Raw genomic sequence first — 22,941 nt, forward strand, 5'->3', positions numbered from 1 at the left:
AGCGGACAAAAACGCTTGAGCCGCTAAGCTAAATCAACTAGTGGGACCGTCTAAATACAGATACAGCTCTTTAATAAGTCCATCCTCAACGATGGCAATATCCATACCGCTGGCAATAGGTGTTGCATGAGCTGCGCCAAGTGTCCACGATACGTGACTAACGCCATGATTGATTACAACTGGCTTAGTGATAGCAAAGACGAATTCAGGTGGCCATTGGGTTTGTAGTGTTTTGATCAGTTCATCAATCGCCCGATGTCCTTCAATAGCTTCCCCCTTATCGGTTTCATAAAAAATGATGTCATCGGCATAAATCTGTTGCATTACTTCGAGCCGCTGTTCATCGTTACGTTCACTCCATACCTTTAGGAGACTATCTTCCAGTAATTGCTTTTCATCCATAATTGCTTGATTCAGTTCAGTCGTTAAACCTACCAAGATCGTTCTAAAAACAAAAATACCTACGAAAGAAACCAAAACCTGCCCAAGTAAGGCGGTTACATTGTCACCCAGAACACTCGTTTTTCGAATGCTTATTTTGTTCAGCTAACACCCAACATGGTTGATGGCAAACAAGTTACTAAAAATTACGAACGTACTCTGGACCTTTACACCCTTTCCCAGAAGTACTGTTAACTTATAATTATAAGTTAACAGTACTTCTGGGTTCGTTGGCGTGCGAACACGGTGGCTGTTGGGCTGAAAACCTGCCTCCAGGGGCAAGCAACCTGTCGCCAGGAAGCCGCCTACGAGGAGCAAAAAAATCGTTAACTATCTTTTTCAAAATACAGATAGATATAGACTGCAGCGCCAAAATTAGTGGACGATGTCGACGTTAATCTGTACCCTTGGGAAGCGTATTGATCAAGCTTCGCCTGAATTTCCTCTTTAGACTTCTTCACAATATGTTCGGAATCAAGCGTTAATTTCGAGTAGTAAATCAGGGCTTCAACTTTGTATTCTTTCATTGGGTTACAAGTTTGTTTTATCAATATGTTTCCACCGCGGAGCATTTATCTTGTCGGACGCGACCCACCCAACGAATCAAAGCTATGATGGTAAACGACTGGGCAAGAAACGCGCAACGACGCCCCAAACAGCCCAATAAAAATTATCCGCCCCCAACTAACCCCTGTTAAAGCTTCAACAAACGGCAATTTGTAACAAATAAATGGAGTATTTACCAGGCTAATTACCAATTAAAAAAGCAAAAACTACCTAACTGGGGCGCTCGCTTTGTTGTGCTAAAGTTACCAATAACTCTTCCAGGTTTTTCATTGTCATAGCCGTTCCTTCCTTAAAGCCCATCTCAATCATCTTCTCTAAGCGGACAAGCGATTCATTATAAATACTGATACGTACTGTTGTCTTCTCGTTTTGCTCGCTGAAAGTTAAATCCCACTCAGAACCAGGCAATTCCGGGTTTTCATCTTTGTCGGCAAAAGCATTTAACAGTTTGAAATTGGTTTTCGGACTAATGGACGTGTATTTTTGAATTGCCCAATGCTCTTCTCCTTCAGGGCTTACCATCGCATAAAACCGTCGGCCGCCAACTTCAAAATCCATAAATTTTGTTTTTGAGGTCCAGGGTTTGGGTGCCCACCATTGATCAAGAATTTCCGGCTTCGTGTACGCATCCCATACCAACGAAAGGTCGGCATCAAATTCTCTGGAGAAGGTTACTGTCTTTGTTGTTTTGTCAACGGTAAAATCGTTCATCTTTATTATTTTTTAAGTGTTGATAATACGTCGTCAAGTTGCGTAAAACGAGTTTCCCAAATTTTCCTGAATTGGTTTACCCACTGATCAACTTCTTTTATTTTTTCAACTTCAAGTGAGTAATAAATCTCTCTGCCTTGCTGTTCCTGTTTCACCAGTTCGCATTCTGTGAGTATGCGAAGGTGTTTGGAAACAGCTTGTCGGGTCGTGTTGAAGTTCTCCGCAATGGCGTTCGGTGTCATTGCCTGCAAGGCAATCAGAGTGATGATTGCCCGCCTTGTGGGGTCAGCTATTGCCTGAAAAATATCTCGTCTCATAGTGTATAACTTCTACTTTGTGAAACCGAATGATTGCAAATATACGTGCAACCATTCGGTTTCACAAATTTTTCAGCTTGAAAGAAAATCCGTTGGAATTGTCGGCTTGGAGGGGCATCATAAAATTGCTACTGACTCACCGATTGGATTACGTTCAATACAGCAATACAAAATGCGAACTGAGCCGCCGGTGCGGTGTGTAGTTGTGTTGCCATATTTATTTAGAGCCCTGCCTGTTGGACCATCACCCAACACACAGGTGTTGATGATGAGGGCGCAAGCTGGCTAAACACGAGTCGATGGCACCTTTACACATCTGTTTGAATTAGGTTGCTATCTTCCTGCGGGAGGAGCCGCTTGTCAGCAGTGGGTTGCCCTAGCCAAATTACCATACATTATACAGTGCAATCCCTAGTAAGAATGGCCCAAACCAAACTAGTAAACTTAGACCTGCCCATACATAATAATTCCGCAGTACAATGTCGGCCTGGCTTCGGCAAAGTTGGCTTCTTAACTGATCTATCCTCAAGGAATACATCGCTTGTTTTGAAAGGCTGCTGGTAAAGGCACTCCTCATTCTCAAGCCAGCCTGAAAGGCATTATAGCTGTGCTTAGGATAGAACATCACTCCAACAGCCATGCCCCAAAGCGTCAGCCACCAGGCAAAATAGATGGTACCCCATCCGCCAGTGGCAATCTCCCAACTAGTGACCGAACTTTCGCCTTTCCAGGTTGTATCGAACCCAGTCACCAGATGGTTAATGTCGTGCAAATAGATGTTTCGGCGTCGGGATTCTAAATTGGGCAGAGGCAAGGAAATGGGGCCAAACTTAATCATGTCCCATTTTCTGTTGATGCCTCCTCCCTCACCGTATCCGTGCTGACGGTAAAAGTCGTTTAGTGCAGATTCAACATTCATTTATCAAAAAGATTGTGCCCTTCGCGCTTGAAACAACTCTTTCGCTTACCAATGTACAGTCATAGCTGGTAAGTGATCCTAAAAGAAGTAAACGAGTAGCTTAACTACCGTTTGTTGAAAAATTTAAAACATTCATTCTTATACTGACTTATTAACTCATAATCTGCTTTTGACAGATTGTCAACGGTGAAACTCAACCCTTCATACCTGATAATGAACCTTGAAAAGAAGTTAGCATATCTTCTGATGTCTATTCTTACTCTATTATCAGATTGTAATTCCACTTTTGATAGTTCAGACAGATAAAACTGATCAAAAAGCGGCTTCGACCGAACAAAAGCTTCACGGGAAGAAGTAGGGATTGAAACGGATGGTTCTAGTTCCAATAGAGCCCATAAAATCTGCTCGTCGTCTTCCATAAATTTGACGCGCTGAAATGTTGGTTTTGCCTTCCCCAGGATACGCCAATGTAATCGCCATTGCATCCGATACGATTGTGTTTCTCTCATCAATAGATTCGATTTATTAGAAGCCTGCTTTATAAGTCCGACCTAAACACGCCTAATCAGGGCATTTGCCCTGTCAGCCAAAAATCTGCCCAGTAAGTGCTTTGTTTTAGTTCACTCAACGAGCCATTTCTTTAAAGCTTATTGATGGTTTTGTTATACAACCGCACAGCCTTCTTTTCGACATAAGTCCGCCGTAAACTACTATAAATGCTTATGTAAAAAGAGCCACTGAAAATATTGGCTACGACTCGGGAAAGAGATGAATTATTGTTTCCAACAGCATATATAGCAACCATGCTACCGCCTGTCAGACAGGCAAATGATTTGCTTAGAAAAGCATTCAGCTTTGCCTTTTTCTGAAATTTTCTGGCCTCTGAATTTCCTGATTTCAAGAACAACGAATCCATTTTGACTATATCAATAGGCTTACCGTTTAGCAAGTAAACATATCTGTTAAAAATGAATCGAGACTTAACAATCTGAATCGTGTCTGGCGAAGTTTGATTTTGTGCGTATCCCTTGCCAAACATCAGCAAAGCGAACAAGAGTAACGTATTCTGCATGGTTACGGTTATACTTTCGTAGGGATGGCTGTGCTAGTAAAGGAAAATCGCAAAACGGATCTAACCCGCCTAAACGGAGTGTCTCCTTTGTCGTACGAAAACTGGAAATGACAGCTAAAAGCCTACCTTCTAAGACGTGCGCTTTGGCACAAGTAACCCTGGAAGCAAAATTTTTTATTTGACCGATTGGCCCAACACCAGTGAGTGCTCCATAACAAGAGCAATAAGGTTCGCGATATTCTTCTTCTAGATTTGACTCAGTTAAGGCGTTTCCTGTATTAACCAAACCCCGACTAACCCGCGTGGAGCGAAGTTAAACCGCTACGTTTCGAGTCTGTAACTCTCGCTTGACAGAACGTAAATCAGTTATGTTAATCCATACAATAGGAGATAAGGCAAAAAAGGTTACAAGTAGAGGGAGAGCAACGCTAGAACCCTGCTTAACCCATAAAAATATTGCTAAAGCTACCCCTACAATTAGCATCCCGGACAATACGCCTGTCACAAATTCTGTAGTCTTCTTTCGTTTGAGCAAAGCCTCATTGCTCATTTCTTGGATTTTCTGGCTTTTCATTTGTCTAATTTAGTGTTAAGAAAAAGTCACTTTATTGGGGCATTTACTATGTCGCAGAGAAGCCGAACCCGGGCGTCCAACCTATCCCAAGCGGAGTGTTTACGTTGTCGACCGAAATCAAAAAATTGAAGTCTAAATACTACCTTCTGAGACGTGTAGCCTGCCGCCGAAGCGACGGAATACGCGCTTTTCTGTTGAATTGGACCACCCAACGCCACCATGTATAGCTGCTGTTTTAATGTCTTCAATACGCTTCTTCTCAGCATTCACCGCTTCAGCATTTGCCGCTGTCACACGGGCAAAGTAGGCCCGCTCCTCAAGGGTCATCTTGCGCGTGTACAACTCATCAATGGCCCTACGTAGCCATTCCTCATTCCAGAAAGCCGGATACTGCGTCGGTTCGGTTGTATGGAGCGTCTTCATGGTGTATACCAGTTTTTCTAAATCGGTTTCTATCTCAACTACTTGCTTGTTAAACTTAGCTAATTCTACCGTGATAAACGTTAGCTGGCTATCAATGATTTCCCCCGCTTCACTTCTCAGATTGGCAACCGTATGAAAATGAGCCGTTGGTAAAATACTCTTCGCTAAAATGGCGGTTGCATAGATTTTGGGCAGATTGGCATAATCGAATTCACCCCGCTCCACAATAGTGTTAAACTTATGCAGGGCGTAAAATTTCATCCACTGCATAAAATGCGGAGCCAGACCTCATTGCATTTCGACAATGAATTGACTGCCATTTTCGTCGGTGCACGCTAAATCAAAAATACCACTCCGGCTGTCAATAGTCAACGCTTCAAACGCATTCTTATCGAAATGCACTTCCCGAATGGGCGATTCTGATTTGATTAGTGCCTGTAACGCCGTACGAAGAAATAAATCGTCGGCTTCGTTACCGAAGGTGGCTTTGAAGCCGTAATCCGAAATGATGGGAATGTAAACGTCTGTTTCCATCCCATAAAGTTACAGGAAACCTCAAACTTGCCTGTCGGAACATTCCCTTTATCGCAGATAAGCCCCAAACAAGATTAAATCCTGCCTATCGAGCCGTGAACCCTGTCGCTGGTGACCTGCCTTGCAAGCACATTTTGGACCCGCACCCAACACCCACACACAGGGGTTGATGGTGAGCGAGTTACTTGCCTGAACTGCCATACTTCTGGCCTTTTCACTCCTATTTGAATGTACGAATATTGTCTAATATTCTGATAATCAATCGGTCTTCACAGCCGCATTTAAGCCCAACTCTTGATCGGTAATTCCAAATTTAGCCAGCTTTTTCTTAATCTGGCGAATCTGTACTTGCTTTAGTTGAGCTATGTCCCGTATCAGTTTCGTTGGCTCATACGCTTCTTGTGTTGTCAACATCTTGTAAACCACGACCGCCAGTTTCCGGACTGTAGCCGTGATGGCCTTGATACGACCTGCCTTGTAGGCAATCCGCTGAAGAAGGCCGTCATCGGATTTGGTTTCTTCATATTACCCAACGAGTTAGCTACCGTCCGAAACGTATTAGGCAGGATCGATTTGTTCATCAAGGTCTTCCGTGACAACACTTTACCGCCCGATGCCTTATTAGTAGGGGTGAAGCCCAGCCACTTGGCAAAGGCTTTGGCCGAGTTAAATTTGGTAATGGATTCACCCACTTCGGCCATGAATGTTAGCAGGGCATCCCGCCCAAAACCGGGAATGTTGCTTAGGTCAACACCTAAAAGTTTATGAGCCTATTGCTCAGTGTTGCGCGACTGACGTAGTTTTTGGCGGCCTATAGTGAGATCAGCCACTGTCTGGGGCTGTTCGATTCCCTTTGTATGGTTGGTAAAATTATGAGATAACCCTGATTTACACTTTCCCCGAATTATTCGTTAAACAACTCTACCAACTTATCATTGGCCGCTTCGGTATGCATCCACTCCACCCCCTCCATCGAAATTTTGGCTTCTTCAGCTCCTCTGGCTAGCATCGGTTTCTCATAAGCGGCTATGGCCAATTGGGTAGAAGTAAACTGCTCATCCGTCAGACACTCGCTTAGCTCCAATGCATCCAGCATTGCCAAATTGACGCCTTCACCCGAAGGCGGCATTAGATGAGCCGCATCGCCCAGAAGGGTAACGCCTGGCTGCGAGGACCAGCTTTGGTCGAAAGGCACGCAATATTGCGGGCGGATCAATAAGGGCAGGCTTACTGACTCGAAGAGCTCAAACCAAATCGGGGCCCATCCGCTAAATTCTTGCTTAAACCAGGCCACCAACTGCTGCCGATTAGCAAAATCAATCCCATTGGTTTGCAGCCAGTCTTCGTTCACTCGACAACTCACGTAAAAATCAATACTACCATCCCCTTTAGCGGATACATGTAAAAATTTCCCATGCGTATGGGTGTAAAGTTTGCCGCCTTGGAGTAATTGATAAATGGTTGGAGCCGTTGTGGCCGCATTGGCTACGTTCCCCTGCACAATAGTGGTGTCCGCATAAAAAGGCTGGATCGGCGTCAGCAAAGGACGGACCTTGGAATGAGCGCCATCGGCACCAACAACGAGGTCGGCGGTAACGGTGGTCCCATTTTTAAACGCTAGTTGCCAGCCATCCTGTCCTGGTGAGATCTGAACAAGCTGACTATTCCAAACGACGGTGTCAGCCTGAAGCGAATCCAGTAATAGATTCCGCAAATCGCTGCGGTCGATTTCGGGTCGAAACGATTCGTTGCCAAAATCGTTTCCCTCGTCTTTGCCGTGATCGTCATAGAGGATGTTCGCCTGCTTATCGACCACCCGCCCTTTGTCGGCGCCTGGCCGGTAGGTTTGTTTAAAGGCATCCAGCAATCCCGCTTTGTCAAGGGCTTTTAGGCCCGATTCATAATGCAGGTCCAGGGTGGCCCCTTGCACCCGTGTAAAGGGGCTATAGTCCCGTTCATATACGGTCACATGCGCCCCTTTGCGTTGTAAAAGACGAGCCAGCGTTAGGCCACCTGGGCCACCCCCAACGATGGCTATGCGCTTGTTTTCTAGTAAATTTAATCCTGTCTGAGTGTTCATTTGCCTAGCAGTTTAGTGGCTACAAAGGAACAGACTAGTGAAAGTACAAGCAATATCGATACGTGGTAAGTATAGGATTAATCGAGGTTTTTGCCTCGAAACGTCAGAGGGGTCATACCCGCAACTTTGCGAAACAGCCGGACAAAATACGAGTAATCCTCGTAGCCTAGATCAGCGGCTATCTCCTTGACCGATTGATCGGAATGATGAAGCAGGCGTTTTACTTCTAATACGATACGTTGCTGGATGTGATATGACACTGAATGACCCGTCGTTGTTTTGACACATTCATTCAAATACGGAGTCGATATGTTTAGGCGTTCGGCGTAGCTGGCTGGACTTTTGATGGTTGTAAATTCTCGTTCCAGTTCGGATTTGAAGGCTTTAGTAATCAAGTCAAACCTGGTGTAGCTGTGGGTTGGTTTAGCCTGGGCCAGATACTGCGAAGCCACTAAAGCGACTAATAGATTACAGCTTTCTTTCAGTAGCTGGTAATGTAGTTTCTCCTGCTTTCTCTCAGAAAGTTGGATGCATAGCGAAGCGGTTTGTGCAAGAATAGCGAACGACTCTGTTGATAAAGGCAAGGGGTCAACCGGGGCAAGCTCTTCCAATATGCGTAGAGACTCAGGCAGGAGATTTTCAGGTGTGATGATCCAACTGCTGATCGTAGCCTGTTTGAAGGCAATTAAGCGGTGGACTTGATTAGGATGCATGTACAGCACCGCTGGAGCTTCAACGGTGTAGGTTTGGAAGTCAATCTCGATCTGAGAACTTCCTTTTTGCTGCAACAGAAATGAATAGCCGCCATCCCGGTGAGCACGCTGAATTTCCGGATGAGGGTGTGGACCGTCGAATGCCCCTCTGGCAATAATAATTCCTTCGTTAATGCCAGTAGGCAGCTTGATAACCGGGATATCGTTGTTTTTGAGAGCCATCGTATTGCGATCACAAAGCTAAGCTCAGTAAGCTTACATGGTAGGCATATAGGGATTATTCCTTCTTGGCTCGTATTTTATTTGATGAATAGAATTGCCCTTTTAAAGAGATAGGTGCCGGTTTTTTAGTAGAAATTTGAAATCTCACAAAACTGTCTCAAATCGTTATCTCAGAAATCAATGTATCAGATTGCCATTTTTGATTGAATTAATGAGACAGGCTTATCACTATTTATGGGCTATTTTAAATGATATACTGCCTGTAGCCAGAGCGTACCCCACAAGTCAAAACCTACATTAACTAGGCGTTCACTTTGTCAGCCGGAACCTGCCTAATGAGTAAAAAAAGCCACCCTATCAATCAAGTTGTCGACCGGAGGCTGGTACTCATGCATCTTTTTTATACCTGTTTGGCCCCACCCAACACCCGCAGGTGTTGATGGTGAGCGAGTAACTTGACTGAACATACTACCTTGAACCTTTACACACTCATCATGTTGGGCTGAAAAGTCTCCTTTGGGACGAGCTCCCTGTCGCTGGAAAGCAGCCTTTCACTTTGGCATCAACAAATAATGCTTCAGATAAAGGCGGGATACAAAGTGTCCGCCCCCAAGAACAATTAATGGCAAAGACACCATCAGCCATATAACGGCATTACCAAATGCTCCATAGTACGTTAAGACCACTCGCGTTTCAGGCTCATAAAGATCATAAGATACCGTTGCCTTATCGCCTATTTTCCAATCAGAGGGATCAGTGGCAAATCCGTATGTGTGTAGTAGCTCTTCGCCATTTTCGGTATTAAGCTTGAAAATAGGTCTGTACACATAGCCGCTTTTCGCTTTCTCCTTCTCTAACTTAACAACTGTCGCCAGTGTGCGATTACCGGTCTTAATGAGGGTAATTGACCTGTAACCGAGTGTCATCGAGACCGCAAGGCATACAATTCCGATAAGTAAGGCAATGAAATATCCCATCAAACTTATTGTACTTTTTCCTGAAAAATGTTCGCTGTGTCAACCACAATCTATCTCTTAAATTTTAACTTCATCTACTAAGTCATTTCCTATGTCGGGCGCGACGTGGAATAATCGTCTGATTCTCCTAACAGTAACGTTTGTCCTGTCAGCCGGAACCCGACCAACGAGCCCAAAACTGACCTATCGAGACGTGCGCCCTGTCGGAGGTAACCCGCCTTATCAATACATTATGGCCGGTTCACCCAACGCCCATGAGTGTTGATGGTGGGTGAGTCACTTCACTGAACGGATGTACCCGAACCTTTACACACTCATTAGGTTGGGCTGCTACTTTCCTTCGGGACGAGCATCTTGTCAGCGGTAGCCTGCCTACGCGGAGCGGACAACCATGCACAACCCATCCAAACTATACTGATTGGTAACGCAACTTGCCGATGGAACATTACTTATTGCCTCTGAACAAACCTTTTACTCCCCCAAAGGTGATACTTAGGCTAATTAATCCAAGTAGAATGCCTCCGATGGAAAAGGCATCTTTGTGCGAGCTTACATTTTTAAACTTATTTTCTTCATGACGCTCACAAGCATTAGTAGTTGAGTTGTTTTCGGGGTCTTGGCTATCATACCATACAGGCTTAATGAATTCATCTTTAATAGGTTCAGTCGTTGAAAAAGTAGTTTTATATTCCTTTCCTTGAGCTGTAAAAGTGGCCGAATAGTTGTAGAATTTCATTTTTACCTTTGCAATTTTCATCGTTGTTTCGGTATAGGTTGAATCTAAATAACCTGAGGTTTTTACTGCATTGTTGCATAAGTTTTCACTTTTCAAAAAAGCTTCTTCAGTTATTGAGTTATCCCCTCGTTTGATAAGGAAGTAGGCCAAAAGAATGCCTAAAACACCAATTGCAATTTGTTTCATTGAATTTAAATTAAGTTACGGTTTATTTACTTACGAAAAAGCTTGTCCTGTCGCACACGACCTAAACAAGCTGTCAACAGTTAAATTACGGGGCGTTATCCCTGTCAACCGGAGCCGCCCAACAAGCCAAAAAGCTCCCCATCGGGTCGGCTCCACTGTCGCAGGTAACCTGCCTTTGACTCCCATTTTGGCCGGTTCACCTAACATAGTATTGTACGCAACTCCACTTAATATCAAACTATTGATAACCAGCAAATTAATATTAAGCGTTACCCTACGAAATAATACCTATGTAATTATAAACAAATAATCAAAAAAGAGTTACACAAGATTAGATACACTGCTCTATTTTTGCAAACAATATGGCAAAAAAAGTTTCTTTTATGCACCTGGTTGACCGGGTTTGGGATATTCAGGGCTTTCCAAATTATTTCTTTGGACACGATAAGCAATTATACCGTTTCGACTCACGAGGACAGGTGAAAATTAATAAACGAGTCGTTATTGGCACTACCCAAGGGTATGTATTGAAGCGTAAATTCTATAGCTTATCACAACTTCGGCCACTTCTCCGAAAATCTAGCTCATGTGAGCAGCCAATTATAGATTATCCAGCGGACTCCTAAGCGTACTAATCTTATCGGCCGTCACATGGGTATACCGCATAGTCGTCAAGACACTCTCATGCCCTAATAATTGCTGAATGTACCGAATATCAAGCCCTGATTCGAGTAGATGTGTAGCGAAACTATGACGTAGGGTATGGATACCACCCTTTTTTGAAATTCCAGCAGATCGAACCGCATCACTGTAAACCTGTTGAATAGTACGGTTGGCAATAGGTTCTCCGTTATCTACTTCTTCAAATAGAAAGATTGTGGGCTTATAGTGCGTCAAATATTCGTTGATAGCGATTTCCAGTTTATCCGTCAACATGACCACTCGGTCTTTTTTGCCTTTCCCAGCCCGGACATTAAGGAGCCTTCTGTTGTAATCAAGGTCCTTTACACGCAGATGAGCTACCTCACTTATTCGCAAGCCGGTGGCATACACCAATTTGAAAAGAGTTCTATACTTCAAACTGGTTGTTGCACTGAATATCGCTTTCACTTCAGCCACGCTGTATACAATGGGAAGTTTAGTTGGCTTTCGTGGGTACTCAATAGCATAAAACTCTTTATCTCGTTGAAGGACTTTTTCGCAGTAAAACTTGTACGCATTGATGTGCACATTAATCGTTGAACTGCTCAACCGTTTCTTCTCAATTAGAAACAACAGGTACGTTTGATACTGAAACTTGGTCAGTTGATCAATTGGTTTAGGAACAACGTAGCGAATCAAGGCAATAAGGGCCTGTTTATAGTTTTTAAGTGTTTTGTAACTATAGTCCCGAACACGCAACGTATCGCAAACGGCCACGATAACCGGATGTCGGTCATACTCCCCCAAGCATGGAACATGGCGAAAAGGTAACCGTTGTACATCCGGTGGCCAAGCAGGATTTGTGGCTTTCTCAACCTCGACAGTTGTAGCGGTTGGCTTATAAAGTCGCACTACGGCTTCATCGAACCGGCAATAATCCTTTCCAAACAACTGACCCAACTGAACAACAGCCGCCCGCGTGTTTGGCATAAGCCAGCATCGACGCGAATAGCTCCATCGTCTGCCGGGAATTTCACGAATCAGATTATTGCCAACGGGGTCTTCCGGAAAGGAAACCGCCAACAACGAAGCATCTTTATCATCAATACGAATCGTTACCATACGAATACGGGCTTTTACAGTTCCACGGACGCCAAAAGCCCGTATTCGTCACGGAATTGTTTAGGCTCACATATTCTCTGCCTATTGTTTTGTGTATAGCTGAATCTGCTTGGTTCGGGTGCTGATCCCAACGGCCAGATACGTTGGTTTGGCCTGCAGTACATGCCGCCCCGATACCACCAGCCCTTTGAAGCGCCTGATCCAGGCCTCCACATCCTCGGGCTTATAATATTTTGCATTTCCAAATGAGCAAGCTGGGTATAGTTTAAAAGCCTCCCGAAGTCGGTCAAAGGCAATGGGGGTGATGTTGTGTTTCAGACAGATCAATTGTTTGCTCAAAAACCCAGATGTCGATATGGCTTTCGGAGGCTTGCTGAGTATGGGTTTGTAGCGCGCAATGGCCTCCTGCTCCAGGCGGTCCAGGTCACTAGCCTCACACATATGATAGCGAAATCGGACGAAGTCGATACCCGCACATCGGTGTTCCAATAGCCGTGCATGAAGATTTATGGCCTGGCCAATATAGACAACTTCATTGTTGGCATTCATCAAATAATAGATGCAGGGATGAGGCTGAAATAGCGCCGTACCATCCAGAATTTGCCCTAAATCAAGGCACTTTTGAGGTGTTTTTTCGGTGATTTTCATGTATTAAATATACTACAAACAATACTTATATACAACAAAAAATACATATATTTTTTACCTTTGTTTTATGGCTGGACGACGAGAAAAAAAGAATAGTATTCAGGGGAAATGGCTCAAAGAAGCCCTGGCCGCACAGGATATGACGGTCTACCGATTAGCGAAAGAATTAGGGTATAGCCGGGAAAAATTCTACCGGCACATCGGCAACAAAACCTACCTTAGCAGCGAGTCGCTGGCCGAAATAGCGAGTAAATTCCCAACCATGAATATGAGGTATGTACTCACAGGCGAGGGAAAAGAAGTAGCAGAAAAGTAGTGGAGTAGGTGGAGTGAATGCAGTATGTGAGGTGAGTCAATTAGCCAAAGTCCTACACGATCACTGCACTTACCGCCCTTATTCCACCTACTCCACTACTACACCCATCTACAATTCAAACGTAATACCCTGCGCCAGGGGCATGGTGGTACCATAGTTAATGGTGTTGGTTTGCCGACGCATATAGGCTTTCCAGGCATCGGAACCCGATTCACGACCACCGCCGGTTTCTTTTTCCCCTCCGAAGGCACCCCCAATTTCGGCACCCGAGGTACCGATGTTCACGTTGGCAATCCCACAGTCGGAGCCGACCGCCGACAGGAATTGCTCGGCTTCACGCAGGTTTAGGGTGAAAATAGCAGAGGATAACCCCTGAGGTACGCCATTCTGCTGCGCAATGGCATCGGCTAACGTGTTGTATTTAAGCAGATAAAGAATAGGCGCAAAGGTTTCGCGCTGTACCACGGGCCAGCTATTTTTCGCTTCAGCAATACATGGCTTAACATAACAGCCCGATTCAAAGCCAAGGCCCTCGATCACACCGGGTTCGACCACAAAACGCCCACCTAATTCACGTATTTCGTTGACAGCTGCCTGATAACCAGTAACCGCCAACTGATCAATTACGGGTCCTACATGGAATGACTCATCGAGCGGATTACCAATGCGCAATTGGGCGTACGCCTTCCTGAGTCGATTTTTCACATCGTCATAGATACTTTCCTGGACAATAATACGGCGGGTGCTGGTGCAGCGTTGCCCGGCTGTACCTACGGCTCCAAACACAATAGCCGGTATGGCCAGATCCAGATCGGCATGTTCTGAAACGATGATTGCATTATTACCACCCAGTTCGAGTAGGGTTTTACCCAATCGTCCGGCCACGGCTTCGGCTACGGCTTTCCCCATGCGGGTGCTCCCCGTTGCCGATACCAGAGCAATGCGTGGATCGCGGGCTAGCCACTCACCCACATCGTGCCCACCCGTAACCAGGCAGGATACGCCTTCGGGCACATCGTTGTTACGCAATACCTCGCCAATAATCTGCTGGCAGGCTAAAGCAGTCAACGGTGTTTTTTCGGATGGTTTCCAGATGCATACATCCCCACAAACCCAGGCCAGCATGGCATTCCAGGACCAAACAGCTACCGGAAAATTAAAGGCCGAAATAATCCCAACAATGCCCAATGGCTGCCACTGCTCCAGCATTCGATGGGCGGGCCGCTCCGAGTGCATCGACAAGCCATAGAGCTGACGCGACTGCCCAACGGCGAAGTCGCAGATGTCAATGATTTCCTGCACTTCACCCAGGCCTTCCTGAAGGGATTTACCCATTTCGTAGCTAACCAACGTGCCTAATTCGCGCTTATAGCGCCGAAATTGTTCGCCCATCTGCCGTACAATTTCGCCCCGACGTGGCGCCGGAACCAGTCGCCACTCAGCAAAAGCAGTTTGGGCTGCTTCAACAACTCGGTCATAATCGGCCCGGGTCGATACATGAACACGGGCAATGAGTTGTCCGTCGGCAGGCGAGTACGATGCAAGAGACTGATGACTACTCGTAGTTTCGGTTGGCCAGAAAACCTGACCGGTACTGGTACCGGGCTTAATGGGCTGCATGGGCAGCGGAAGAATCGACTGCATAAGATCCGTTTGTGGTTTGTTGAGACGCGGGCAAATCTACCGGCCTTTACGCAAACAATGCACATAGACTTACAAACTTTTTGCACCAAAATTGGTTGAAATGGGATACTTGGTCACCCTTATAAAACATATAGACCGCCGATTTTTATGATCCATATGATTAATTATGATTTTTAAAATTTCATCAAAAAGGCAGAATCGTTGTCAACTTTATTAAAAAAATCATACCTAATCATAAAAATCATAGTCATCAGCGTTCTAACCCAACGTTATGAAAATGAACCAATTTCCCGGCCTGTTTGCGATAGGAATCGCACTGGCTACTACCGCCACCTGGGCTCAGACAACGCCCACCGGAACCATCTCGCCAACAACGTACCCGCAAGGTGCCATTGCCCCGGATTCCATGTCCTCAAAAGCAGCATCTCGTAGCCAGAAAAAAGCCATGAAACAGTCACGGCGACTACTGAATCAGAATGCGAAGGCAACTGCTAACGGTACTACCAATACGTCGCCCCAGGATGCGCGTTATCGGCAGAGCTCTACCAGCGACGGCACTACGATGAATAACAGTAATCTAACCAATTACAATAGCAACAATGCTACCAATGCGCCAACCGGCGTTGGCAGCAATCCAAATACCGCAGGTAGTAAAACAAGTCAGCCCACTGGGCAACCTGCCGTAAACAACGTTAACGCCAATGCTGGGGCTATTGAAGCGGTAAAAGGTGCCAGAACAACCGAAACACCAGCGATTAGAGCAGGCAGTACGGTTCGAAATACCAGCATCGGCGATTTCATGGCCTCATCGCCCAATTACACAACGCTTCAGAATGTTCTTCAGTCATCTGATTTGTTCGACATGCTGAAAGGTAGTGGTCCCTATACCCTGTTTGCTCCAATGAATAATGCGTTCAAGAAATTGCCCCCTGCCATTCAGGCGGGCCTGCTGGACGGCAACAACCGGGCAGCCGTAAAGCAGCTCTTGTCCTATCACCTGCTCAATGGGTCGTTAAGCAGAGATGAACTAACCCGTCAAATTAAAGCAGGAAATGGGCAGGCACAGCTAAAAACAGTTGCTGGTGGTGTACTCACGGCTCGCATTGCAGAAAATGGGCAACTTTCCTTAACGGATGAGCAGGGCGGTACCATCCATATTGACAATACCGATTATCCTCAGGCCAACGGAATGGTATATGGTGTTGATAACGTACTTATGCCCAAAGGGGGTGTAGCTGATTTCCGTTAAAAAACACCTAAAACAAAAACATAATGGGTTTACAATGTGTAAATAAGTTATTGTTGTAATGAAATCGGTGCAACGCCATTTGCACCGATTTCATTATACGGTTTGATTTACCAGGAAAAATCACTGTTTTCCTGGTTTTATAATGATCGTCGACGTATAGCAGTCCGTTCATTTTTTAAAATTCTCTCTATATTTGACCAACTTAATACCTTCTGCGTGAAACGCCAGTCCTCTTTAGTGTCAGAAAGTGTCCTGATCGAAAAGCTTATCCAGCGCGATCAGCAGGCCTTTCAATGGCTCTACGATCAGTATTCACCGGCTCTTTATGGTGTTGTGTTGCGTATCGTGCGCGATGATGAACAGGCAGCCGACCTCCTTCAGGACATTTTCGTTAAGATCTGGAAAAACCTGGATGCATATGATTCCAGCAAAGGCCGTTTGTTTACCTGGATGCTGAACGTTGCCCGTAATACAGCCATCGACTCGTTACGTGCCCGCAAAACTCAACCTACCGCAGCAATCCGAACTGATGAAGAGAACGTACATATTGTTGATCGCCAGCATAACACGGAGCAACCAAATCCAGAGCATATTGGCATTAAGGATGTAGTGAATCAGTTAAGACCTGAGCGCAAACAGCTCATTGATCTGGTATACTTTGGCGGATACACCCACGAAGAAGCTGCCGAAAAATTAAACTTACCCCTCGGAACGGTTAAAACCCGGGTCCGGGCTGCCCTACAGGAACTGAAACAACTCTTCAAATAATGAACGTAATTTATTGATTATGAACGTCACGGAGTACATAGCGTCTGGTATCTTAGAGTCTTACGTCATGGGAGCGGTGAGCGACCAGGAGCGACGCGAGGTCGAGTGCCTATCGTCTATTTATCCTGATATACGGCACGAACTTGACCAATTATCAGAAGCACTCGAAAACTACGCCCTGTTGCATAGTGTCGAGCCCCCGGCTTCCGTAAAAGATAAGTTGCTGAAGCAACTTGATTTTGAGAAGCCTATCGAAAAAGAAACGATCATTCGGCCAATGCCAGTTGATATGACTGCGGGCGAAACTACTACAGGACTAGCGTTTCGGGCTACCTGGGTCGTTGCTGCATCGATGGGTCTACTGTTATTACTATTTTCCTTATTCCTGCTTTCGCAATTACGGACGAATCAAAAAACGCTGGCCGCCACCCGAACCGCAAATGAGACGCTTCAGTCGGAAATGCGCCAACTTCGTGATAATCAGAACCAGACCAGCCAGGCATTAGCGCTATTACGCCAACCTGGCCTGCGAACACTGGAACTCAGGGGGAATGAGAAAGCACCGCAGGGAACCATGCTCGTTCTCTGGAATACCCGAACGCACCAGGTAGCGGTCGATGTTCGTTCACTACCCGCTTTACCCTCCGATAAACAATATCAGCTCTGGTCGATGGTTAACGGAAAACCGGTCGATGCAGGTGTGTTTGAAGCCACAAATGGCACTGCGGTTATACAACGCCTGAACCGCTCTGTAAGTCGGGCCGATGCGTTTGCGGTGACAGTTGAAAACCGCGGGGGAAGCCCCACACCTACCCTGTCGACGCTATTAGCCCTGGCAACTGTAAACTCCTGAGTAAGACTCTCTATTTTCTTGTTTTTATATTTAGGTGCACTAAACTAAGCATTTAGTGCACCTTTTTTACTATTTGGTTTATTGGGGATTATTGAGGATTATTGCCTTCCAATCCTCTATGAAAACTAAGTTACTTATTTCCCTCTGGCGCCTAAAATGGCTTATTGCATGTACATTGGTGGGGGTTCTGTATTTCTCAATGATCGCAATTAATGCAGAAAATATTCCTTTTACCGATGATTTAGCCCTACTTTCATCTCTTTACGACATCTATCACGAACCCGATTGGACTTTAAAAGTTAAAACCCTTTTTTCGCTTCATAATGAACATCGGCTAGTTATCCCTCGTCTCCTGATTATAGCCTTACACTACATTCAAGGTCAGCATGTAAATGTCATGTGGTGGATAGTAGTGGGCAATGCATTAATCTTCCCTGTTCTTTATCTATATTTTAAATCTGGCTTTACAAATTATAACATCCTATTTTTCATACCTGTGTTATTTTTTGCGCTCCAGCCTATGCATTATGAACTTATGTATTGGGGGATGGCGTCTATCCAAAATATTGGCGTTCTTGTTCTTTCATCGCTATCATTTTACGTATTAATCTATACAAAAAATAACCTATTAGCTTTACTGATTGCTGTTTTGGCAGCCTTCACAAGCGTAAATGGTCTATATGTGTTTATCATTGGCATAATTTTACTTTTTTATAAAAGAGATTTGTATAGTAGTGCAATTTGGATTTTAGCGGGATGCGGCACTGCTTTCTTTTACTGGCAAGGGTTCTCGTTAGACGAAAACACCGGAAAAGGATTTCAGGAGTCGTTTCATATTATCAAATTTACAGCTACATTTATTAGCCTAGTAGGTGGAATTATTTATACACAAACCGTTCCTATCCTATCATTAGTTTTAGGAGGGTTATTAATACTATTTTTTACAGCAATAAGTTATTATAGGCTTATCCTACAGCCTATTGAAGTCAATAACAGGCAATTATTTTTCCTATCTTGTTTAGCCTTTATTTTTCTAACCATTGCCGCTATAAGCCTTGGTCGAGATCCAGGTAGTGTTTTAGTAGTGAGCCGTTACAAGATATATTCTGCTTTATCTATTTCTTTAACATATAGCTTATTAATTGATTATATTTACAAATACAGATCGTTTTTTAGAGCAATTTTATTCTCCAGTTTACTTTTTTGGATAGTCAGTTATAGCCGCTACAATGGTCAGTTTAAAAGCCATACACGCCTACTATTCGCTCATTTTTTCAATTGGAAGTACAGTGATATTCTAGATGTATCTCCACCTTTTACTGCAAACTATTACGCTGACCATTGGCGCAAACTATACGCTTCTGGTCAGTATATACCTCCTGAGGGCGTAGAGGAAAAATGCAAGAAAATGATTTTGCAAGTCAATACTAAACAGTACATAAACACGTTTTCTTTTATAGTAAACAATGTCATTACAATTAATCCAATTAGGCTAGCTTTTAATGATTATTATGTGGTATCTAAAGTAGATAAAAAAATAGCTATTTATCCATTACATACAGATAGCTTTTACCAAACGTTATTTTCTCCAGCCACAGCAATTTATTCAGCATCAATGAATACATCGTATTGGATACAAGACTCAAAGGGCCCCTTATTTATAGTACAACTCAATTGAGTTCATGAACGCTAAAAAAAACTTACTCCTATCCAGTACTCCTAAAAGAATCACTTTTTCCTAACTTTTGTTATAAATACAGTAATCTCAAAACTTAATACTCCTTATTTAACGTATATTAAGGTAATGCCGTATGTAGCTATAGCGTTAGTTACGGATCATACAGGCTCGACACATTTAAATCATAAACCAATGAAAAATACCCTGCTTCTTTTATTGACAGCCTGTTTACTGGCAGGTATGGGCTTCCGTATTACAGATGACACCCCACCTAAAAAAGTGGTAAAAACCAATGCAGAATGGAAAAAGATTCTGACCCCAGATCAATACGCCGTTCTGCGCGAACATGGCACCGAACGGGCCTTCACCAGCCCCCTGAACGATATTCACGACCATGGTACGTTCTATTGCGCCGGTTGCCACAATCCCCTGTTCTCATCTGATACAAAATTCAATTCGGGTACGGGCTGGCCAAGCTTTTATACCCCGATCTCGAAAACGGCCGTTAAGGAGGATTCCGACAAATCCTATGGCATGGTCCGCACCGAAGTTTTATGTAGCGTGTGCGGAGGACATTTAGGCCACGTGTTTAACGATGGCCCCAAACCTACCGGCCTTCGGTATTGTATGAATGGGGTAGCTATGACATTTGAGAAAAAATAGAACGAGAAGAAAAAAGGAGTAGCAGGGGTAGGGGGACGAGAGGGAAAATACAATGACAGCTGTATTCCTTGATATCGCTCGTCCCCTTACTCCATCTACTCCTTTCTTCCCATCACATAATAACCAGCCGGGCTGCACACACAGTCCGGCTTTTATGTATCATAGAGGCTGAAAATACGTTATCTTTGACACTTGGACTGGATTGACCCAGTTGATTTTCTCCTGTAGAGGAGGCTGATTGTCGGGAGACAGTCAATTATGGAGCTAAGTAAAGTATTCTTAGAAAGAAAGGCATGAGTCAATATAGGGAGCGATTCCGCGCTGTTCGGCACGCTTTTGGAGCATTTCGACAACGGATTCGACAACGCCAGAAACAGTTGGGCAATGTCAAACGCGGAGTAGGCCGACAAATCGTAAAAATTGCAGGGGAAGAACGAGTCAACTCATGGCTGGATACCTATCACGGGTATCGGGATCGTCTTCGCTCCTTCATCCATCAGTATATCGACCCAGATGCCTGGTACTACCCGTACCTTAAAAATGGCGTGAAAGGCTTCCTTTGGGCCTTTCTGGCGTTGGGAATTTATGTCTTCATCCTTAACTATAACTTCCTGTACCTGACGGGTGCCATGCCCAGTGTGGAAGAGTTAAAGAATCCAAAACTCAATCAGGCGTCGGAGATTTACTCGCAGGACGGGGTGATGATCGGAAAATTCTATGCCGAGAACCGGACACCGATCAAGTACGAAAATATTCCAAAACAACTCATCAACGCCCTGGTTGCAACGGAAGACGTGCGCTTCTATGATCATGGAGGCATTGACCCCCGCGCTATTGGACGGGCTGTGATTACGTTTGGACGCGATGGGGGCGGCTCCACTATTACGCAGCAGTTAGCCAAAAACCTGTTTAAAACCCGCCGGAAAACCAGCACTGGGCTGCTCACCCGAATTCCGTTAATCCGGAAAGTCATTTACAAGTCTAAAGAATGGCTGATGGCGCTTAAGCTGGAACGGAATTTCACGAAAGATGAAATTATCACCTACTATTTTAACACCGTTGATTTCGGTAGTAATGCATTTGGCTTAAAAACAGCGGCCCGGACATTTTTCAACAAAGAACCCGACAGCCTGAATGTGCAGGAAGGTGCCGTGCTGGTTGGCCTACAGAAAGCCACTACCAGCTACAATCCCCTCAAAAATCCAGATCGCTCCCGCGAACGTCGGAACATCGTACTTGGGCAGATGGCCAAGTATCAGTATCTGACAAAAAATCAGTCCGACTCCATTAGTGCATTGCCATTGGTAACGGATTTCACGCCGGAAAATCCCTACTCAGGGCCAGCCAGTTACCTGAAAAATGCCGTTCAGGATTATGTAAAAAAGTGGGGTGAAGAAAATGGTTACGACCTCTATACGGACGGATTACGCATCATTACAACCATAGATTCCCGGATGCAGCGCTACGCCGAAGACGCTACAGATGAGAAAATGAAGCAGTTGCAACGTACGTTCGATAACCACTGGCGCGACCGTAACCCCTGGACGGATGAAGATGGCAAAGAGATTCCTGCTTTTATCGACTCGGTTGCCCGACGTACCGAACGCTACAAAAGCCTGAGCCGCCGGTTCATGCCATTATACCCGGACTCGATCATGTATTACATGAAGAACGTGAAGTACAAAATGCGGGTATTTAGCTGGAATAATAAGCGTCATTACGACTCCACCGAAATGACCCCTTATGACTCCATTGCTTATTATAAGCACTTTTTGCAGTCGGGCATGGTGGCTATGGACCCCCGTACGGGCTACATTCGGGCGTGGGTGGGTGGCCTGGATTACGACTACTTCAAATACGACCACGTAAAGCAAGGCAAACGCCAGCCGGGTTCTACGTTTAAGCCGTTCGTGTACACCACAGCTATCGATGACACTCTGAGCAACCTGAGCCCCTGCGACCGTATTCAGGATAAGCCATTTCGAAAAGAATATCGGGAAAACGGCGAAGATAAAATCTGGGAGCCTCGCAATTCGACTGGCTTTTACTCGTACTCGAATATGACCCTTCGCCGGGCCATGGCGCGTTCGGTGAACTCTATTACGGCGCAATTAACGGATCAGGTTGGCCCCGAACGCGTAGCGGAATACGCGCACCGAATGGGGATCAAGAGTCGGTTACAAGCCGTACCATCTATTGGTCTGGGATCGTCGGATGTGTCTCTTTATGAACTGGTTGGTGCCTATTGTACGTTTGTCAACGATGGCGAATCGACAGAACCAATCATTGTTCAGCGGATTGAAGATCGGGATGGAAACGTTATCGAAACCTTTACGAGCCAGCACAAGCGTGCCATTAGCCCCGAAACCGCTTTCCTGATGCGGTATATGCTACAGGGCGGTCTGCAGGAGTCTGGCGGAACATCGCAAAATCTATGGTCGTTCGATCTGTTCAAGAATCATAACGAAATGGGCGGTAAAACCGGCACCACGTCGAACAACTCCGACGGCTGGTTTGTGGGGGTTTCCAATAACTTAGTAGTTGGCGCCTGGGTGGGTGGTGACGACCGAAGTATTCACTTCCGATCAACTGATCTTGGCGAAGGAGCGAAAACAGCCCTGCCTCTAGTTGGGCGTTTTCTGGAGAAAGTATACGCTGATCCGAAGTTTAAGAGTCTACAGGGGCCCTTTCCGAAGGCAGATGGCAGTATTACGAAAAACTACCTGAACTGCGGTCCTTCCGGCGACGAAGAAACGACGGAAGAGTCGGACTCGACGGATATTTCTGAGTTTGGCGACTCAACCTTTGTTCCAACAGTACCAGCACCTGACGCAACAACGCCACCTGATACAACAGGTAATCAACGGTAGATGGCAAAAAAGGGTA

At 45.1% G+C, this 22,941-nt stretch carries 24 protein-coding genes and 1 pseudogene; 8 read left to right on the plus strand and 17 right to left on the minus strand.

Annotated elements, in window-relative coordinates:
• Nucleotides 1-33: 33 nt before the first annotated feature.
• From ACYVGO_RS38090 to ACYVGO_RS38150, 13 genes and pseudogenes are all read right to left on the minus strand, one after another.
• A complete protein-coding gene (locus ACYVGO_RS38090) occupies nucleotides 34-402 on the minus strand; it encodes a nuclear transport factor 2 family protein (protein ID WP_460974037.1) in 369 nt (122 codons plus the stop codon).
• Nucleotides 403-767: 365 nt separating this feature from the next.
• The gene (locus ACYVGO_RS38095; RefSeq protein WP_142774236.1) at nucleotides 768-968 is read right to left on the minus strand and encodes a DUF4177 domain-containing protein; all 201 of its coding nucleotides are present in this window, start codon (nucleotides 966-968) and stop codon (nucleotides 768-770) included.
• Between the two features lie 250 nt (nucleotides 969-1,218).
• Nucleotides 1,219-1,719 carry an SRPBCC family protein gene (locus ACYVGO_RS38100; protein ID WP_460974038.1) on the minus strand — a complete coding sequence of 167 codons (501 nt, stop codon included), beginning with the start codon at nucleotides 1,717-1,719 and terminating at the stop codon, nucleotides 1,219-1,221.
• A gap of 5 nt (nucleotides 1,720-1,724) precedes the next feature.
• A complete protein-coding gene (locus ACYVGO_RS38105; RefSeq protein ID WP_460974039.1) occupies nucleotides 1,725-2,036 on the minus strand; it encodes an ArsR/SmtB family transcription factor in 312 nt (103 codons plus the stop codon).
• A gap of 385 nt (nucleotides 2,037-2,421) precedes the next feature.
• Entirely contained in the window at nucleotides 2,422-2,955 is a 534-nt protein-coding gene (locus ACYVGO_RS38110) for a hypothetical protein (protein ID WP_460974040.1), read from the minus strand.
• Between the two features lie 640 nt (nucleotides 2,956-3,595).
• Nucleotides 3,596-4,027, minus strand: coding sequence for a hypothetical protein (locus ACYVGO_RS38115; protein ID WP_460974041.1), 432 nt, complete (start codon nucleotides 4,025-4,027; stop codon nucleotides 3,596-3,598).
• Between the two features lie 313 nt (nucleotides 4,028-4,340).
• Nucleotides 4,341-4,601 (minus strand): redox-active disulfide protein 2, encoded by a 261-nt coding sequence (locus ACYVGO_RS38120; protein WP_460974042.1) that lies wholly within the window; start codon nucleotides 4,599-4,601, stop codon nucleotides 4,341-4,343.
• A 132-nt stretch (nucleotides 4,602-4,733) separates the two neighbouring features.
• Nucleotides 4,734-5,558, minus strand: a pseudogene (locus ACYVGO_RS38125) (PD-(D/E)XK nuclease family transposase).
• A gap of 258 nt (nucleotides 5,559-5,816) precedes the next feature.
• A complete protein-coding gene (locus tag ACYVGO_RS38130; protein ID WP_460974043.1) occupies nucleotides 5,817-5,972 on the minus strand; it encodes a hypothetical protein in 156 nt (51 codons plus the stop codon).
• Nucleotides 5,966-6,259, minus strand: coding sequence for a transposase (locus ACYVGO_RS38135; RefSeq protein ID WP_460974044.1), 294 nt, complete (start codon nucleotides 6,257-6,259; stop codon nucleotides 5,966-5,968). The genes ACYVGO_RS38130 and ACYVGO_RS38135 overlap by 7 nt, the downstream gene beginning before the upstream one ends.
• 203 nt (nucleotides 6,260-6,462) lie before the next feature.
• Nucleotides 6,463-7,638: an FAD-dependent oxidoreductase gene (locus ACYVGO_RS38140; protein ID WP_460974045.1), complete on the minus strand. Its 1,176-nt coding sequence runs from the start codon at nucleotides 7,636-7,638 to the stop codon at nucleotides 6,463-6,465.
• A 77-nt stretch (nucleotides 7,639-7,715) separates the two neighbouring features.
• Complete coding sequence (locus ACYVGO_RS38145; RefSeq protein ID WP_460974047.1) at nucleotides 7,716-8,573, minus strand: helix-turn-helix domain-containing protein; 858 nt, start codon at nucleotides 8,571-8,573, stop codon at nucleotides 7,716-7,718.
• A gap of 551 nt (nucleotides 8,574-9,124) precedes the next feature.
• Entirely contained in the window at nucleotides 9,125-9,550 is a 426-nt protein-coding gene (locus tag ACYVGO_RS38150; RefSeq protein WP_460974048.1) for a DUF3592 domain-containing protein, read from the minus strand.
• A 91-nt stretch (nucleotides 9,551-9,641) separates the two neighbouring features.
• Between ACYVGO_RS38150 and ACYVGO_RS38155 the strand changes: the two genes are divergently transcribed.
• Nucleotides 9,642-9,815: a hypothetical protein gene (locus tag ACYVGO_RS38155; protein ID WP_460974049.1), complete on the plus strand. Its 174-nt coding sequence runs from the start codon at nucleotides 9,642-9,644 to the stop codon at nucleotides 9,813-9,815.
• A 180-nt stretch (nucleotides 9,816-9,995) separates the two neighbouring features.
• On the opposite strand, the gene ACYVGO_RS38160 is transcribed toward ACYVGO_RS38155, so the two are convergent.
• From ACYVGO_RS38160 to ACYVGO_RS38170, 3 genes are all read right to left on the minus strand, one after another.
• Complete coding sequence (locus ACYVGO_RS38160; protein WP_460974050.1) at nucleotides 9,996-10,472, minus strand: hypothetical protein; 477 nt, start codon at nucleotides 10,470-10,472, stop codon at nucleotides 9,996-9,998.
• A 600-nt stretch (nucleotides 10,473-11,072) separates the two neighbouring features.
• Entirely contained in the window at nucleotides 11,073-12,236 is a 1,164-nt protein-coding gene (locus tag ACYVGO_RS38165; RefSeq protein ID WP_460974051.1) for a tyrosine-type recombinase/integrase, read from the minus strand.
• Nucleotides 12,237-12,317: 81 nt separating this feature from the next.
• On the minus strand, nucleotides 12,318-12,884 hold the full coding sequence (locus ACYVGO_RS38170; protein WP_460974052.1) for a GIY-YIG nuclease family protein: 567 nt from the start codon (nucleotides 12,882-12,884) through the stop codon (nucleotides 12,318-12,320).
• Between the two features lie 67 nt (nucleotides 12,885-12,951).
• Between ACYVGO_RS38170 and ACYVGO_RS38175 the strand changes: the two genes are divergently transcribed.
• Nucleotides 12,952-13,200, plus strand: coding sequence for a helix-turn-helix domain-containing protein (locus ACYVGO_RS38175; protein WP_460974053.1), 249 nt, complete (start codon nucleotides 12,952-12,954; stop codon nucleotides 13,198-13,200).
• Between the two features lie 108 nt (nucleotides 13,201-13,308).
• On the opposite strand, the gene amaB is transcribed toward ACYVGO_RS38175, so the two are convergent.
• Nucleotides 13,309-14,844 carry an L-piperidine-6-carboxylate dehydrogenase gene (amaB, locus tag ACYVGO_RS38180; protein ID WP_460974054.1) on the minus strand — a complete coding sequence of 512 codons (1,536 nt, stop codon included), beginning with the start codon at nucleotides 14,842-14,844 and terminating at the stop codon, nucleotides 13,309-13,311.
• A gap of 277 nt (nucleotides 14,845-15,121) precedes the next feature.
• Here amaB and ACYVGO_RS38185 point away from each other — a divergent pair, with 277 nt between their 5' ends.
• From ACYVGO_RS38185 to ACYVGO_RS38210, 6 genes are all read left to right on the plus strand, one after another.
• Entirely contained in the window at nucleotides 15,122-16,093 is a 972-nt protein-coding gene (locus ACYVGO_RS38185) for a fasciclin domain-containing protein (protein WP_460974055.1), read from the plus strand.
• Between the two features lie 216 nt (nucleotides 16,094-16,309).
• Nucleotides 16,310-16,861, plus strand: coding sequence for an RNA polymerase sigma factor (locus tag ACYVGO_RS38190; protein WP_142774256.1), 552 nt, complete (start codon nucleotides 16,310-16,312; stop codon nucleotides 16,859-16,861).
• Nucleotides 16,862-16,880: 19 nt separating this feature from the next.
• Complete coding sequence (locus tag ACYVGO_RS38195) at nucleotides 16,881-17,714, plus strand: anti-sigma factor (protein ID WP_460974056.1); 834 nt, start codon at nucleotides 16,881-16,883, stop codon at nucleotides 17,712-17,714.
• Nucleotides 17,715-17,832: 118 nt separating this feature from the next.
• Nucleotides 17,833-19,392: a hypothetical protein gene (locus tag ACYVGO_RS38200; protein ID WP_460974057.1), complete on the plus strand. Its 1,560-nt coding sequence runs from the start codon at nucleotides 17,833-17,835 to the stop codon at nucleotides 19,390-19,392.
• 192 nt (nucleotides 19,393-19,584) lie between these two features.
• Nucleotides 19,585-20,055 (plus strand): peptide-methionine (R)-S-oxide reductase MsrB, encoded by a 471-nt coding sequence (gene msrB / locus ACYVGO_RS38205; RefSeq protein WP_460974058.1) that lies wholly within the window; start codon nucleotides 19,585-19,587, stop codon nucleotides 20,053-20,055.
• Nucleotides 20,056-20,348: 293 nt separating this feature from the next.
• Nucleotides 20,349-22,925, plus strand: a complete 2,577-nt coding sequence (locus ACYVGO_RS38210; RefSeq protein WP_460974059.1) for a penicillin-binding protein 1A — start codon at nucleotides 20,349-20,351, stop codon at nucleotides 22,923-22,925.
• Nucleotides 22,926-22,941: the final 16 nt, after the last annotated feature.

It is taken from the genome of Spirosoma migulaei (genome assembly GCF_054776855.1).

Excerpts from the sequence above, each read along its gene's own strand:
- ACYVGO_RS38185 (WP_460974055.1), top strand. The coding sequence starts at position 15,122 with ATGAACCAATTTCCCGGCCTGTTTGCGATAGGAATCGCACTGGCTACT.
- msrB (WP_460974058.1), top strand. The coding sequence starts at position 19,585 with ATGAAAAATACCCTGCTTCTTTTATTGACAGCCTGTTTACTGGCAGGT.
- ACYVGO_RS38155 (WP_460974049.1), top strand. The coding sequence starts at position 9,642 with ATGTCGGGCGCGACGTGGAATAATCGTCTGATTCTCCTAACAGTAACG.
- ACYVGO_RS38120 (WP_460974042.1), bottom strand. The coding sequence starts at position 4,601 with ATGAAAAGCCAGAAAATCCAAGAAATGAGCAATGAGGCTTTGCTCAAA.
- ACYVGO_RS38105 (WP_460974039.1), bottom strand. The coding sequence starts at position 2,036 with ATGAGACGAGATATTTTTCAGGCAATAGCTGACCCCACAAGGCGGGCA.
- ACYVGO_RS38195 (WP_460974056.1), top strand. The coding sequence starts at position 16,881 with ATGAACGTCACGGAGTACATAGCGTCTGGTATCTTAGAGTCTTACGTC.
- ACYVGO_RS38110 (WP_460974040.1), bottom strand. The coding sequence starts at position 2,955 with ATGAATGTTGAATCTGCACTAAACGACTTTTACCGTCAGCACGGATAC.
- ACYVGO_RS38090 (WP_460974037.1), bottom strand. The coding sequence starts at position 402 with ATGGATGAAAAGCAATTACTGGAAGATAGTCTCCTAAAGGTATGGAGT.
- ACYVGO_RS38150 (WP_460974048.1), bottom strand. The coding sequence starts at position 9,550 with ATGGGATATTTCATTGCCTTACTTATCGGAATTGTATGCCTTGCGGTC.
- ACYVGO_RS38095 (WP_142774236.1), bottom strand. The coding sequence starts at position 968 with ATGAAAGAATACAAAGTTGAAGCCCTGATTTACTACTCGAAATTAACG.
- ACYVGO_RS38160 (WP_460974050.1), bottom strand. The coding sequence starts at position 10,472 with ATGAAACAAATTGCAATTGGTGTTTTAGGCATTCTTTTGGCCTACTTC.
- ACYVGO_RS38100 (WP_460974038.1), bottom strand. The coding sequence starts at position 1,719 with ATGAACGATTTTACCGTTGACAAAACAACAAAGACAGTAACCTTCTCC.
- ACYVGO_RS38145 (WP_460974047.1), bottom strand. The coding sequence starts at position 8,573 with ATGGCTCTCAAAAACAACGATATCCCGGTTATCAAGCTGCCTACTGGC.
- ACYVGO_RS38170 (WP_460974052.1), bottom strand. The coding sequence starts at position 12,884 with ATGAAAATCACCGAAAAAACACCTCAAAAGTGCCTTGATTTAGGGCAA.
- ACYVGO_RS38130 (WP_460974043.1), bottom strand. The coding sequence starts at position 5,972 with ATGTTGACAACACAAGAAGCGTATGAGCCAACGAAACTGATACGGGAC.
- ACYVGO_RS38200 (WP_460974057.1), top strand. The coding sequence starts at position 17,833 with ATGAAAACTAAGTTACTTATTTCCCTCTGGCGCCTAAAATGGCTTATT.
- ACYVGO_RS38115 (WP_460974041.1), bottom strand. The coding sequence starts at position 4,027 with ATGCAGAATACGTTACTCTTGTTCGCTTTGCTGATGTTTGGCAAGGGA.
- ACYVGO_RS38165 (WP_460974051.1), bottom strand. The coding sequence starts at position 12,236 with ATGGTAACGATTCGTATTGATGATAAAGATGCTTCGTTGTTGGCGGTT.
- ACYVGO_RS38175 (WP_460974053.1), top strand. The coding sequence starts at position 12,952 with ATGGCTGGACGACGAGAAAAAAAGAATAGTATTCAGGGGAAATGGCTC.
- amaB (WP_460974054.1), bottom strand. The coding sequence starts at position 14,844 with ATGCAGTCGATTCTTCCGCTGCCCATGCAGCCCATTAAGCCCGGTACC.
- ACYVGO_RS38135 (WP_460974044.1), bottom strand. The coding sequence starts at position 6,259 with ATGGCCGAAGTGGGTGAATCCATTACCAAATTTAACTCGGCCAAAGCC.
- ACYVGO_RS38210 (WP_460974059.1), top strand. The coding sequence starts at position 20,349 with ATGAGTCAATATAGGGAGCGATTCCGCGCTGTTCGGCACGCTTTTGGA.
- ACYVGO_RS38140 (WP_460974045.1), bottom strand. The coding sequence starts at position 7,638 with ATGAACACTCAGACAGGATTAAATTTACTAGAAAACAAGCGCATAGCC.